Annotated in this window: 13 protein-coding genes; 4 read left to right on the plus strand and 9 right to left on the minus strand. The window is 44.3% G+C overall.

From position 1 onward, the window contains the following. Nucleotides 1-14: 14 nt before the first annotated feature. From NR201_RS17415 to NR201_RS17455, 9 genes are all read right to left on the minus strand, one after another. The gene (locus tag NR201_RS17415; protein WP_223564741.1) at nt 15-1,211 is read right to left on the minus strand and encodes an HlyD family secretion protein; all 1,197 of its coding nucleotides are present in this window, start codon (nt 1,209-1,211) and stop codon (nt 15-17) included. 88 nt (nt 1,212-1,299) lie between these two features. Continuing rightward, entirely contained in the window at nt 1,300-2,622 is a 1,323-nt protein-coding gene (locus tag NR201_RS17420; protein ID WP_010256785.1) for a TolC family outer membrane protein, read from the minus strand. A 34-nt stretch (nt 2,623-2,656) separates the two neighbouring features. Then, nucleotides 2,657-3,319: a response regulator transcription factor gene (locus tag NR201_RS22760; protein ID WP_010256781.1), complete on the minus strand. Its 663-nt coding sequence runs from the start codon at nt 3,317-3,319 to the stop codon at nt 2,657-2,659. Nucleotides 3,320-3,378: 59 nt separating this feature from the next. Beyond that, nucleotides 3,379-4,434, minus strand: coding sequence for a fimbrial protein (locus tag NR201_RS17430; protein WP_010256778.1), 1,056 nt, complete (start codon nt 4,432-4,434; stop codon nt 3,379-3,381). A 12-nt stretch (nt 4,435-4,446) separates the two neighbouring features. Continuing rightward, a complete protein-coding gene (locus NR201_RS17435; RefSeq protein WP_256850029.1) occupies nt 4,447-7,038 on the minus strand; it encodes a fimbria/pilus outer membrane usher protein in 2,592 nt (863 codons plus the stop codon). Between the two features lie 25 nt (nt 7,039-7,063). Then, nucleotides 7,064-7,801, minus strand: coding sequence for a molecular chaperone (locus tag NR201_RS17440; protein WP_033759838.1), 738 nt, complete (start codon nt 7,799-7,801; stop codon nt 7,064-7,066). A gap of 62 nt (nt 7,802-7,863) precedes the next feature. After that, the gene (locus tag NR201_RS17445; RefSeq protein WP_187492322.1) at nt 7,864-8,391 is read right to left on the minus strand and encodes a fimbrial protein; all 528 of its coding nucleotides are present in this window, start codon (nt 8,389-8,391) and stop codon (nt 7,864-7,866) included. A 94-nt stretch (nt 8,392-8,485) separates the two neighbouring features. Further along, nucleotides 8,486-8,707, minus strand: a complete 222-nt coding sequence (locus tag NR201_RS17450) for a hypothetical protein (RefSeq protein WP_010256766.1) — start codon at nt 8,705-8,707, stop codon at nt 8,486-8,488. A 9-nt stretch (nt 8,708-8,716) separates the two neighbouring features. Further along, the gene (locus tag NR201_RS17455; RefSeq protein ID WP_010256762.1) at nt 8,717-9,034 is read right to left on the minus strand and encodes a hypothetical protein; all 318 of its coding nucleotides are present in this window, start codon (nt 9,032-9,034) and stop codon (nt 8,717-8,719) included. Nucleotides 9,035-10,044: 1,010 nt separating this feature from the next. Between NR201_RS17455 and NR201_RS17460 the strand changes: the two genes are divergently transcribed. The 4 genes from NR201_RS17460 to NR201_RS17475 form a co-directional block, all read left to right on the plus strand. Continuing rightward, nucleotides 10,045-10,635: a helix-turn-helix domain-containing protein gene (locus NR201_RS17460; protein ID WP_033770258.1), complete on the plus strand. Its 591-nt coding sequence runs from the start codon at nt 10,045-10,047 to the stop codon at nt 10,633-10,635. A 45-nt stretch (nt 10,636-10,680) separates the two neighbouring features. Next, nucleotides 10,681-11,316, plus strand: a complete 636-nt coding sequence (locus NR201_RS17465) for a LuxR family transcriptional regulator (protein ID WP_010256756.1) — start codon at nt 10,681-10,683, stop codon at nt 11,314-11,316. Nucleotides 11,317-11,456: 140 nt separating this feature from the next. Continuing rightward, nucleotides 11,457-12,176, plus strand: coding sequence for a hypothetical protein (locus tag NR201_RS17470; protein ID WP_256850030.1), 720 nt, complete (start codon nt 11,457-11,459; stop codon nt 12,174-12,176). A 363-nt stretch (nt 12,177-12,539) separates the two neighbouring features. Further along, the coding region (locus NR201_RS17475; RefSeq protein ID WP_256850031.1) for an Ig-like domain-containing protein at nt 12,540-13,963 on the plus strand (1,424 nt) is incomplete at its 3' end.

The following is a 13,963-nucleotide window of genomic DNA, read 5'->3' on the forward strand; positions in this document are numbered from 1 at the left end:
AACAGACCTTTTAATCAGAGAGAGATTTTGTGTCCAAGCGCAAAAATTGGCTCCAGCACCCATTCATAAAGACGACGTTTGTCGACGATAAAATCGGCATCCAGCGCCATACCCGGCTTGAGTTTTTCATTCTGCGCATAAGCAGTAATTGATTGTTTGTCCAGGGAGACCAGCACGCGGTACTGCTGTTCCTGAATATTATTTTTGCCGGTTAACGTAGTGACTTCCTGAGGAGACAGAGCGGTGCGTGAAACCTCGATAACTTTTCCATACTGTTGACCAAACTTTTGATAAGGAAACGCTTTGTAGCGCAGCACCACCCGCTGTCCCGGTTGGATAAAACCAATGGACTGCGTGTTTACCATGATGCGGGCGACCAGTTCAGTATTGCTTGGCAAAACTGCTATGGCTGACTGACCTGCGGTGAGCATCTGTCCATTTTTGACCATAATCATGCCGACATACCCGCTTTTAGGCGCACGTAATTCAAACGAGCGGCGCGCTTCATTTTCAGCCATCGACTGACGGTTATCAGCCAGTTGGCGCTCGATATCGTTACGCTTTTTCTCGTCATCCAGCGGTTTTTCATGCAGCTGTTGCTCGGTCTGAACAATTTTTTGCGAGATGTCCAACAGCTGACGTTGATATTCCTGGTAGCGCGCCTGGCTATCGAGCAGATTAGACTCCTGCTCTTCCATCTGACGGCTTGAGGCATACCCTTCGTTGTGCATGGCTTCCAGCTTGTCCAACTGCATTTTCGCCAGGGAAACCTGTTTCCGACGGTGTGTCAGTTGCAGCTTCAACTGCTCCTGCTGCAGTTTCAGACTGGCGATAGTGTCGGTCAGGCCCTTCATTTCAACCTGGTGAAGCTTTTCAAGCGTCACCAGATCCTGCTGAAGCCTTTCACGCTGGCCTTTCAGATTCTCGGCAATAACCTGACGAGTCTGACCTAACTGTGTTGAAACCTCTGATGACAACACCATCAGCACATCGTCTTTTTCAACATGCTGGCCCTCTTTTACCGGAATATCGACCACCGTAGCGCTTACGGGGGGCGGAATGATCAGCATGCCATTTTTAGGCAGCAGTTCTCCGGTAGAGGATTCATATTTTGTATAGCTGCCAAATATAAAAAAAAGCGCTGTCGCGGCAGTGATCAGCACTACAACGGAAATAACTAACCAGCGATAAGGTGGGCAATAGAGCGCCACAATACCCAGGTTTCCACGGTTGGCTGCATCAAGTGCCTCCTGACGGAATAGTGACTGTTCCATTTATATAATCATCATGAGTAAGGGATTAACGGCACTGAAAAAAATTCAGCATGTCGATTGATAGTGATCCGGTACTTTGTGCCAGATTAATGAGGGCGTTCAGGTAATTGAAGCGAGCTTCAGCCTGATCTTTAAGTGCGCTAAAATATTTTTGCTGAGCATCAAGCTCATCATTTACCGTACGGAAACCCATTTCCCGGCCATATTGAACAGACACCACTTTTTCGCGTGAAGACTCGACGGCATTTTTCTGCGCGTTGATTAACGCTTTTCCATTCGTAAGACTAAGCCATGCTGAACGTGTATCTGTAGCCGCTTTGCGTTGTGCTTCCATGGTGGAATATTTCGCTGCCTGACGGCGATAGGCAGCTTCATAAGATTGTGAAATCTGGCTGCCACCCGCGAATAATGGAATAGAAACGTTAACGCCATACTGCAGATTATTACTTTTAGAGTTAGTGCCAAAAATAGCATCATAAAGTAAATTATCGTCGTTATCGTTACGGCTCCAGTTTTTGCCATATCTGGCGTAAAGTGACACGACAGGCATATGTGCGCCATCTGCAGCCAATACATCAGCATCGGCCTGATCATTCTGAAACAGGGCAATTTTGATTTCAGTGTTACGTTGCTGGCTGGCATTAATCGCATCAGTTAAAGAAGCGTAGGGCGAAGCGTTAAGGCACTGAAAGTTTACCGGCTCGACAGTGTCCGGGCTGACACCCGATAAGCGACGAAATGCTTCTCCAGCCAGCAATAACTGACTACTCGCCTCTATTTCTTTGGCCTGAGCAAGAGCGTAATTGGCCTTAGCTTCATCCAGCTCTGTACGAGTGTTTTGTCCATTCAGAATACCGGCCTGCAGTTTTTGCTGCTGTTGTTTGAAGTTGTGACTGGCAGCTTTCGCAGCCTGTAAAACTTCCTGCTGATAGAGCACCGAAAAGTAGGCATTACTGATCGCATTTAATAACTTTTCTTCAGCTTTTTTTGACTGGGCTTCAGCGGTATTGGCAATAGCAACGCCTTTACGCCAGCCAGCATATTTACTCATATCAAACAGGGGTTGTCTGACACTGAGATCGTAACTGTGATTTGTTACACCACTTTGATATTTTTTATCCGGCTGTTCCTGACGATCCCAGTTTCCTTCGAGCGTCAATGTGGGCAACATTCCGGCCATACCCTGCCAGTATTTTTGCTGATCGGCTTCACTGGTCATCTGGCTGGATTGCAATGCAGAGTCATAGGTTAATGCGGCTCGGGCAGCCTGCTGTAAGCTGGTCGCATAAGATCCAAATGGCACGCAGGACAGTACAATAAATGCAATTTTAAAATTATAAAATTTCATGATGCTCGCTGTTTCTTAAAAATTAAGCCCGAAATTAAATGAGTTGCTGGGCAAAGACATATTTAATCAAATCAGTATTAGACTGCAGCTGAAGTTTACGCATGGCGTTATATTTCTGCGTTGCAACCGTACTGATACTACGTTTACGTGCTTTAGCTATCTCCATTAAACTGTACCCGATAGCAAAAAGTCTGATTACTTCAACTTCTGCGGGTGATAAAAGAGTCTGTGCGGGCTCCTCTGAAGCAGAATGCGCCAGATCTTTCATCTTTTCTGAATAAAATATTTCAGAATTCGATGAGCAAACCCAGTGCAAAGCTTCTACCAGATCCCGTATATCATCACGTTTGCTCACTATTGCATTTACCGGAATTTGCAATATTCTTTTCAAAATGGCGGGGCTATTCTGTGCCGTAAAGATAATGATTTTAAGGTTAGCATTATGGTTGTAAATTTCTTCTAGCTTTCTAACGCCGTTCAAATCATTACGTTCAAAGTTAAAGCAAAAATCAGTAATTAATATATCAGGAGGATCGCTATTCAGTTTTACAAAAAGATTTTCTGCTTCTACCGGGTATGCTGCAATGTCCAGGTTGTGAAATCCGGTTGAGAGTATTTTTTGTATTGAATAAAAAATAAAAGGACTCTCATCAGAGACACCAACTTTAAACCTCCTTCCTTTTAATGGCCTATCCACTGATAAAATCCTTTCTCAGTTTATAAAGTCTGGTAAAGGGCTCCGAAGAGCCCATATGGTTACTGATAACTAATGGTATAGGTAGCAACTGCGTTAGCACTACCAGGGGTTATTGTGGCAGCAGTCTGGTAATAACGTGCATATAAGGGCACTGTTATCAATGCTGACGACAGTGGATAAGCTGCAACTCTGTATGGTGCTGCCAGTGCAACAGGTTGCTGACTTTCATTCAGAATCTGAACACCCACTCCGCTGGCAGTTGAGGTCGAGTTCAGAGAAACTACGCCGACATCCGATAGCCCATCAGCCGCATCCCCATCCAACTGCATCATAACGTCAAAGGTACCTGAAAGAAGTGCCTCACAGTTAAGCTGAAGATTAAAAGCGGTAGATGGGCTGGTTTGTCCAATACCGGAACCCAACCCACTGCTGGTATTCGCTGTGTAACTCCCTAATGACACCCTCGGGTTAACATCGCCTGCTGCTGAGCAGGTTTGATCCCTCACAGTGATGCCGCTTTTAATATATCTGACATAAAGTTTCAGGTCATTTCCTGGTACCAATGAGCCTACATCAAATACGTTGACATAGTCCGGAAGCAAATTGGGGCCAGCCATCGAGTTTGACGTCCGCACAATCTGAAAAGGCACATTCAATGTGACATCAGTATAAGCACCGACTGTACCGCCACTGGTTAACGCGTAAGTAGCGATCTTGTTGCCGGTAGGAATATTGGCAGCGTCGGTGGACATTTCACCACCGTAACCGGTATAAATGGTTAAGCCATAACCGAGTGCATCTTCAGCAATTGTTTTACGCTTTAAGTACACTTCTCCCGTTAAACCATCAAAAAACTGTTGCAGATTATCCAGGGCACATTTGAACGTGACTGTTAAATTGCCACTATAAACGACCGTGCCCACCGGAACAGCTGCCGAAATATTTATCCCCAGTGAGCGGAAATCTAATACCGCATCAGAAAGAGATTTTTTGCACGTCAGTGTGACATCATCTGCCGCGTTCGCATTAATTGGTGCTAGCATGACGAAACCAGATACCATAATCATGATGCTGACTATTCTGGTCAGTGTCCTTCTAAAGTTAATAAACATCATAATGTCACCCGATTAACCCTGATTATCTTTGTTCATTTCGCCGTTAGACACGTAGCGAACAGGTTTTGATTGATCGCTGCTGCATGTTGTTGTGAGCCTTGCAAGGGTGTTGTTTTCACTGGAATTAACAATACCGGACTCCAGGTTAACCAGACACTTATCACTGGCTGCTTTACCCCAGGAAATATGCAGGCGGCTGACATCTTTATTTAACCTCACATAAATCTGACCACCCTGTGAAACAGTGGTGATAAGGTTACCGTCTTCATCATTAACCGTTGCACCAAATGGCAAGGCATTTCCGTTCGGCTGATTAGCCCGAATTAACAGTGGCTTTCCTTTGCTGGTTTTATAATCAAGTCTGACGACTGCACCCTCAACAGGAATAACGCGCTGCTGAGTTGATTCAAGCTCAACATCCAGTGGAATTCCTTTTGGGTCGATGGCCAGTTCGTTTATCCGGTACGGGTTAAGGTTTGGCACAATAGCTTTGCCGCTGCCGTTTAACACAATATTGGGATAGCCGAGTACACGCGCGCCCTCTGCATCTTCTGCGGTAACAACAGCATAAGTCGTAGACTGATAAGCGCTGAAATTAATGCTATCAGGTAAAGCGACTACCGCACCGCTGATACCACCCGAGGCAGAATAATAGTTTTCCCCTTTAGTATAAGACGCCGTCAGCATACTGTAGGGCGAACGGTACTGCCCACTAACTGAACCGGACTTCTCATTATCAGTATCGCGCGCTATTCCAACGTTATAGTTATATTGGTCATGTTCACCCAGAACACCATTAACTGCTGTTTGTGCATTCACACCTTGTTTATTATGTGTCGCACTTCCGGTTACATAACTTTGACTATCGCTGCCAATTGGCACCGAGAAGTCGAGTGACAGTTGAGTGTCATGCCCGCCGGTTGAATATAATAATCGGTTTGCTGATAAAGTATAGGAGACCCGACCAATTGTATTATTGTAACCCAGCTGAAATTGCGTATTTGTTCCGGCAGAATCCCAGTAATTCTGAACAAAACCAGTAAGATAGATATTCCCATATGACTCCCCAAAATTTTGGCTTGCCGTCATAGAAAAACGTTGTTTGGGGCGCGAAAGATAATTTGACGAACTGTTTTTATGATTTTTTTTATAATAGTTATTGATTTGTAATGCATTATCAAAACTGTAATAACCGGATGATGAGAAGCGGTAAGCCGCCAGAGTAAAATTCGTGTTAGTCTGAGAAACCTTCTTACTATAAGTTGCCCGATAACTTACACCTTGCTTTTTCTCATCACCATATTTTGTCTGAGCCCCAGTAATATCCAGTGAGATCGCACCAACAGGTAAACCAAATGCACCTCCCAACAGCACAGAGGTGTAGTTATCTGATCCCAGAATACCTGAGTAACCGGTCAGACTATTGCTAAAACCATGCTGAATAGTGCCCTGATAGACCGAAGGTGTATAAACCATATTGTCTTTTCGGGATACACCACCGGTCAGACTATAAAAAGTCATGCCCGGACGTTTCAGACGCGTCATCGCTGCGTAAGGAACTGAGAAACGGGTCTCACCGCCGTCAGCTTCTTTCACGGTCACGTCTAAATCACCACCGTAGCCTGTAGGATAAAGATCGGTGATATTAAAAGGGCCTGGTGAAACCGTCGTTTCATAAATTTTGTTGCCATTTTGCGATACAGTTACCTGAGCGTTGGTTCGGGCTACGCCGCGGATTTCTGGTGCATAGCCTCGCTGAGAGTCTGGCCACATCTGGTCAACTGTAGATATTTGCGCACCACGAAAAGAAAGCGTATCGAAAATTTCGCCACTGGTATTGCCTTCACCTAATAACAGCCGTGATTTTATTTGCGGAATATCACGCTGGACATAGGTATTAATTGCATCGTAATGATGATACTCGTTGTTTTTTTGACGTTGCCAGCTGAGAGAACCATCGTGACGGAACATCCATCCGCCAAGGTTAAAACCCGCCAGTGCACGGCCATAAAATGAGTCATATGGCTGACCGTGATTTACAGAGCGATAATAGTTGGTGTTATAGGTTAGCGTAAGTGCTGTTTCACCCTTATCCCAGAATTCTGGCGCAACGTAGCCGCGCGCAGATCGCAACAGATAAATTTGCGGAATTGAGATATCCATCTGCATATCGGCAGAATTGATAGCTGCATGACTCTCTTTAACTACCTCCTCCAGCGCCATACACTGTTTACCAGAGCGCAAATCTTCAGCTTGTCCCGGGCTAAAAACTGTGTCCTTAAGTGACAAGCTTTTGACCAGATCATAGGAAAGGCACGCTTTGGTACCCGCCCCTTCACGAATGACCTGAACATTTTCCCGACCAATCTGACGACCATTCAGGAAAATATCCAGCGTATAAGTACCAGGATCAATAGGGTTACCGGTTGCATAGCGGGCCACATCAACTTTAACGCCCGGTAAATTCTTCACAAATGATTCGTCAAAATCATACGAATTTTCTGCAAATGCGGCGCCTGTTGATGCAGTTAAAAAAAGCGCCAGAAAAGATCGGTAAAATATTTTTGCCGTTGGTTTATTATTTTTAATCATCCTTGCCATCATTATTACCCCTGATGAGTTACCAAAGTTACTGACTAATTTTGGCGTCTACATTGCGTGCAGCGCCATAATCATCCAGATATTGATAATGAAAGTTTGTTTTTATTTGATTTGCGTTCAATCCTTTTAGGGAGAAGCTTTTTGTTTCGCCTGGTGCAAGCATATCTCCCTTTTCACTGACTACTTTTCGCCCCGCGTTATCCTCGGCATTGATCTGTGAAACGTTGACGTAAAACGAAGAGTTATTGGTTGCTGTCAGCTGATTCGCTTTCTCCCCTTGATGCCAGATAAGACCCGACGCTGCTTCTGTTGCTTGCATCGCATCGAACCGGGCTGGGCGAAAGAAAATTTTGATGCGGCTACGAATAGCCATTTGCAACTGATTTTGATTCGCAAGGCTTTTATCGCGAGGAGGGATGTCGAGTACGTTAAGCCAGAATACCGACTCTTTATCTTTGGGCAGGTTTGAACCGGTATAAACGATACGTAATGTCTGTCCTTTGTTAGCCTCCATACGGAAAACAGGCGGTAGCAAGACAAACGGTACGTTTATTTTATCCAGTGCTTCATCAGGATTTCCATTGTCAATCCAGGCCTGTACCAGCGCAGGTTGATTGCCATGGTTATCTAAGCGGACTGTGACTTCTTTTTCTGTTGCGGGGTAGATTACCCGGGTGCCGATAATCGTCACGCTGGCAAAAGCCGATGAGGTCACCGTAAAAGCCAGCAGACAGGAGATCAAAAATTTAAAACTTTTTTTTTTCATGATTTTGACAGAAATGATGATAGAGGAAGAGAGGTGGGAACAGATGCTCCCACCATAATCAATTACAGGTAATTGATTGAATAGTTCACAGCTGATAAGACGGTACCAGCAGTAGCTGCACCAGTTGCATAGTACTGAGCAGAATAAGTCAGAGTACCTGCACCAGCAGTCAGAGCGACAGTTTTTGGAGAGGTGGTCTGCTCAGTGCTACCCGCGTTCAACACGTCATTTCCGCTAAGCAGCTGCAGGTCAACATTCGTTGCAGTACCAGTATTGGTCAAGCGACCATCAGCATTGACGTTGGCACCTTGTTCAAAGTAAGCGTACACGTCACCAGTCGTAGCTGAGCAATTGCTCAGCGCCATAGTGAAGCGAGTGTTACCTGCAGTCTGACCAGATGTGCTTAAAATGCTACTTGCTACTTTAGGCAGTGTAACGGTTGCAGTGCTGCCGCCGCCGTTTACGCTTACAGTACAAGTCTGAGACGCAATATTTCCTGTGAAGTTAATGGTGCCATCTGAAGCTTCAGCAGCATTAACGTGAGCAGCAGCCAGCATCAGACCAAGAGCAACCATAGATAACTTTTTCATATACTTTCCTTTGTATAAAATAATTAATAACATCAATTAATGAACGGTTTAATAATCGTTCACTTCCCTGGAGGATTCATTCCTCACAAAAGAATTAGAAAATCAGCAATCCAAATACGACTGCTGCTGCGACACCAACAATACCCATGCCAAAGGCAGACCCACTAACCGGGTTCGCTGCTGGAATTGAGTCTGGGCGCGTCCATTCAGTTTTCTCTTCTGAGCTTGCGCCTAGCTGCTTAAAGAAATCCAGGATCACCGAAGTTAATGAACCACCGCTAACGCCTTCGATTTCTTTATTGTTCAATTCACGCATGTTGTTTCCTTAAGCTGTAATTACAGATGCATTAGGATCAAACTGGTTTTCAACGACCGCGTTAAACCAGCCTGCCGTGCTATCCCAGCCATTCATAGCACCATATAAAGCACCATCAACAAGACCAAGGACTGCGCCGACAATCAGACCTACACCGGCAGAGACAATACCAACGCCTAACACGCCACCGGTGCTTCCGCCACTCATTCCCCATTTAAGACCAAAAGAACTAATACCCGTAACGGCACCAACGACTACAGCACCAATAAAGTCAAAAAAACCTGCTCCTGAAACGTTTTGCATTTCAAAAGATGTTAACTCTCTCATCGATATCTCCATGTATCATTTTTTCAATATTATTATTTATGCCGCTTCTAGCGAACGGCGCTATTAGAATGGGTGGTCATAAAAAATGAAATAGTAAAACATCCATAATTCTTCTTTTGTTATCATAAGCAAGGATATGGCTATTATATTTTTACACAAAATTAACTGCTGTTGGTATTCTGGAATTTTTTGAGCGTAAATTATTCTTATGCGTGATTTAACCATTAACAGCACTGCTTATGCCTGATGCTTAAAATTATCTGGCATCCGGGAAGCGCATGCCATGAACGTGGTTCAGTGAAACTGATTCATCTATGAATAAGCTTGTGCATAAAGCCATGAGTTAATGATTTCACTTGCCTGAATGTGAAGTCATTTGAGAAGTGGAATTAAAAAGGGAAAAATCCCATTTGCCAATTTATGGTGATTTAATCTAGGTAAATTATATTTATCAGGATAAAAAACTAAATATATAAAGATAATCAATTTAAGTATCTGTTTAATGGGTGCCGTGGTTTAATTCCTTCCATGCAATGCTGCCTGACAGCGTAACTTTAGTAAGGAGCATTAACATTGATGCCAATTTGATTTTTTTCTTTTCAGCCATGCTGGAAAATTGAGTGAGGTGTTTAAATACGTGCTTTTAAAATAGCATGCTCATAACATCATCTTTCAAATGGTAATGGTAAATTCTTTTTTTAGGAAAAAAGTTATAACACTGCCCGTAAGGTGCTACAAAGTAGATTTATGTGCTAACTAAACAGCATTTTAATGGTGTAAGATCTGGTTATTCTTTCTTTTATTAGCCTGAATGTCTTTATTTATTTGTATTTGCGGTTTTGAATTTTGTTGGGTCGGTTTTATTATAGTGGAACCGATAAAGACTATTTTTAACTGCCCGAGTTATGGAGGCGAGCTCAGGTAAGCGAGTACACCAGGCGAAAGAAAACTGATTTTACGAATTGTTGCTAATCACTGACCAATGCGTCAGTTAGATTGAGTTAATTAATATGTATAGAGTGACTGAAAATCATGAACGGATCATCGATGCATTAGCAGGATTTACGCAGATTGCTAATCCAGATGAAATTTCAAGAGGCAAGCGCCGTTATCATTTGACTAAAGATCATGTACGTCGCGTTATGTTCATTCTTGACGGCGATTTTTTACTTAAACTTAAAGGCGAGAATAAGGTTTTGAATATCTTATCCGCTCCGTTTGTTGTCGGCGTCACTCCAGCTTTAGACGAGCCGCCAGTCTATCTGGAACGAGTCGATTATGGAAAAGTCAGTTTCATTGACTATGACGTGTTCTGGCGATTGGTTTTTGAGAAAGATCTTTTTAATGACGCAATGTCTATTTTATCAGGACAGTATTCTGATCTGATGAATTACATTCAGTTACCAAAAAGTAACTCATATGATGAAGTTCTTTCTTTGATTGAAAGATGGAAAAAACTGCCGACTCATTTAAAGAAACGATTTTCAGCACTATATCTTATTGAAAATAGTTCTCATTTATCAAAAAGTTCCATTTGCAGAGTGCTCAAGGAACTAAAAGAGAAAGGCGAATTGGTACTGATTAACGGTAAGTTCACCTGAATATAATATTTGTCATCGTGAATTTTGTGATGCTGAAGGGAAAAAATGGATGTTAATGTGGTTTGTACGGATGACAATTACTTCTTCAGACTGGGCATATCAAAGGTAATTGAGGAGGCACTGCTATCTGATGCAGAAGTAAAATTTTTATCAGGTTTTGATAGTCATAACCTGCGGCAGGCTGACTTCATCCTGATCAATGTTTCGCAATGGCGTCTTTATATGTGTCAACCCGCTTATCGCGAGCGAAAGCCTGGCAGTATCATATTGGTATTTACCGATGATTTCGGAGAGAAAATTAAAAACCCGTTACCATTTTGTTATCAATCTTTGCTTGAAGTGTCAAAAAGGGATTCGGTACGTTTAATCACTGAGAAAATAACCAAGGCCTGGTTAAACACTCAGGGAAGAGTTATGGGATATCTGCCTTCAGACTGTTTACGGTGCGAATTTGCACGTATCACCGTGGTGCAACTTCAGGTGCTTAGTTTTTTGAAGAAAGGATACAGTGTAATCCAGACAGCAAAAAGGTTAGATTTGTCAGTTAAAACAATCTATGCACATAAATATAATGTGATGAGAAAGTTCGCTCTGAAAGGAGACAAAGAATTTAATGCATTTATCAATGATGTCTCGTTGCTTGAACTTTACAAAGGAGTTATCAATGTAAATGAGATTTAACGTTATCCAGAGGCGTAGGCTCACCCTTCTGCGCTGTTTAAATTTCCCATTTTTTATTTTTTAAGGAGTTGTCAACTCCTGTTCAACATCGGATATAAGGTGTTTTAAATATAGTGATTAAGCACCTTAAGGAGAGTTATATGGAAAATAATTCACGTTTAACATGCAAAGCATCGAATAGTCCCTTTAAATTTATGCAGGGAGTAATGCTGAGTATGGTTTTATTACTTACAGGCTACCTGTACTGCAATTATGTTGAGGCGGCGCCATTGCAGAACGCTCCTGCGCCATCGTTGTTTAAAGAAGTCAAAAATGACAAGGCGCCGGAGCAGATACACGACCCGCGTGCGCACATTATTGTCTACCGTATTGATGAAAAAAATCCTGCCGCATCAAAACGCGTCGTTAACGTATTTGTTAATAATCAATACTATACTAGCGTAATGTCAGGTGATAGAGGGACTGAAATTAGTGTGTGTCCTGGCCAGAAAAAACTGGACGTTATGTTCAGCCAGCATGATTTTGTCCAGCCAGCAAAAATTGAAGTACCCACACCAGAGCTGAAATCAGGTGAGCGCTATTACTATCAGTTAGCGGTAAATGATCAGCAGAAAATCACGGCGCGTCTGGTGCCTGCAAAGGAAGCTGAATCTGTTTTAACCAGTCTCAAAGCACAATCACGTACGTTATCGCGTGTAGTGAATGAACGTTCTTGTTCTGAAGCGAGCGAGTCAAAACTATTGAATCACCCGGTGGCTTCTTCACTATTAAATTCTGACAGTAGTCATGCTCAGAGCAATGCTATGAAGATAGCTGATAAAAGCAGTAAAGCTCAGGGCGCTGCATACTCACTGCATTGATGCAATCTGGCACCATATTTTTTATTAATCAGTTCTGATAATGCCGTTCACTGACTCCAGAATCAAGAGTTGTGCTGGAAGCAATGTCAGGATTGCAGATTATCTCGTCATAAAATCACGGTTATTCGAAATATATGAATATAGAGATTAAGGGTTTGTGAAAGCCTTATTTCTATTGAATTTAATCAATCCTCGTTAATTAAGAAGGTTGTTATGTTGAAAGTGAACTTGCGTGGTGTGAAGGGTATTATCTCTTCATACACTGTTGATACAAAATCTGAAAATCCTACAACGATCAAAGTTCCGCATCAGGGTGCATTAAATATAGAACTGATCGATAGCGCTACAGGACATGCTCCGCAAATGGTTGTAACCAGGCGCGTTGGCAATAATCTGCAGCTTTTCTTTAGCCAGGATGATTCTCAGCATCCTGATATTGTGCTGGAAGATTATTATGATAATGAAAACGTTCATCTGATTGGGCTGGGCGAAAACGGTCAATTTTATGAATATGTGCCGACTTCCGGCGATGTGGCTGAATACCCGCCAGCTTTAACTGAAGGTCAGAGCGGTGAACAGGTATTAGGTGGTGAAGGATATGCCAGTGCCGATCCGCTGACTGCCAGTCACAACAATTTTGGTTGGTTGCCTTTTATGCTGCTGGGCGGCGCGGCAGGCGGCGTTGCTATTGGTGCGTCCGGGCGTGGTAGCAGTGGCCATGACTCTTCCGCTAAGAGTGTATCGGTGACACTTGATCCTGTTGCGGACAGTGATAATGATGGTCGTCCAGAGTTTTCCGGAACATCGAATAGCCCTGACTCACAGGTTGTCATTCAACTGCCTGATGGCACCCAGATCACGACCCAGACGGACAGTGAAGGTAACTGGTATGTGGAAGCACCGACTTCACAACCAAATGGCACCGTCACTGTTACGGTAACTGATAGTGCGGGCAATAGCGGTAGCCTGACTGAAGAGTTTACTGACACCTCTTCGCCAGAAGCGGCGGTTATAAATAGCAATGATGATGAACAAATCTCAGGTAAAGCAGAACCTGGTTCAACTGTGGTTATTTCCGATGGCAGTACCGGTGAAACCACCACGGTTGTAGTTGATGAAAATGGTGACTGGAGTATCCAGCCTAACCCTGTCAATGAAGGGGATACCGACGTAACTATCGTGGTTGTCGATCCTGCGGGTAATGTCTCTCCGCCGTCCAACGGTTCCCGACCGGACATAACTCCTCCAGATAACATCAACTCCGGCATTGTCAGTGACTCAGTCACCCTGACGGACGACGTCGGTGCGATCACCGGCGAGATTGCCAGCGGCTCGGTCACCGACGACGCGCGGCCGACCCTTTCCGGCGACGCAACCGCCGACATCGATCACGTCAACATCTATGACAACGGCGAGCTCGTCGGCAGCGCAGCGGTGGACGCGGACGGCAAGTGGAGCTGGACGCCGGAGCAGGATATGGCGGACGGCACCTCCCACGACCTGACGGTTGCGGCGGTGGACGCGGCGGGCAACGAAGGCCCGCAGGCAGACGGCGACTGGAGCTTTACCGTTGACACCAGCACGGCGGCTCCGGAAATCACGAACAACACCGAGGACGAGCTGGCCGGTAACGCCGAGCCGGGCGCGGTGATCGTAATCACCGATCCGGTCAGCGACAGCGTGACCAGCACGGTGGCGGATGCTGACGGTCACTGGAGCATCCAGCCGAATCCGGCGGGCGTGGACGCCAAAGACGTCGTGGTGGAAGCCACCGACGAGGCGGGCAA

This window comes from Pantoea sp. Fr-CA_6 (assembly GCF_024520895.1).
Lineage (GTDB): Bacteria > Pseudomonadota > Gammaproteobacteria > Enterobacterales > Enterobacteriaceae > Pantoea > Pantoea agglomerans.

Bases quoted from the DNA above. Each gene is read 5' to 3' on its own strand.
- NR201_RS17420 (WP_010256785.1), bottom strand. From the start codon at position 2,622: ATGAAATTTTATAATTTTAAAATTGCATTTATTGTACTGTCCTGCGTG.
- NR201_RS17430 (WP_010256778.1), bottom strand. From the start codon at position 4,434: ATGATGTTTATTAACTTTAGAAGGACACTGACCAGAATAGTCAGCATC.
- NR201_RS17435 (WP_256850029.1), bottom strand. From the start codon at position 7,038: ATGATGGCAAGGATGATTAAAAATAATAAACCAACGGCAAAAATATTT.
- NR201_RS17440 (WP_033759838.1), bottom strand. From the start codon at position 7,801: ATGAAAAAAAAAAGTTTTAAATTTTTGATCTCCTGTCTGCTGGCTTTT.
- NR201_RS17445 (WP_187492322.1), bottom strand. From the start codon at position 8,391: ATGAAAAAGTTATCTATGGTTGCTCTTGGTCTGATGCTGGCTGCTGCT.
- NR201_RS17450 (WP_010256766.1), bottom strand. From the start codon at position 8,707: ATGCGTGAATTGAACAATAAAGAAATCGAAGGCGTTAGCGGTGGTTCA.
- NR201_RS17455 (WP_010256762.1), bottom strand. From the start codon at position 9,034: ATGAGAGAGTTAACATCTTTTGAAATGCAAAACGTTTCAGGAGCAGGT.
- NR201_RS17460 (WP_033770258.1), top strand. From the start codon at position 10,045: ATGTATAGAGTGACTGAAAATCATGAACGGATCATCGATGCATTAGCA.
- NR201_RS17465 (WP_010256756.1), top strand. From the start codon at position 10,681: ATGGATGTTAATGTGGTTTGTACGGATGACAATTACTTCTTCAGACTG.
- NR201_RS17470 (WP_256850030.1), top strand. From the start codon at position 11,457: ATGGAAAATAATTCACGTTTAACATGCAAAGCATCGAATAGTCCCTTT.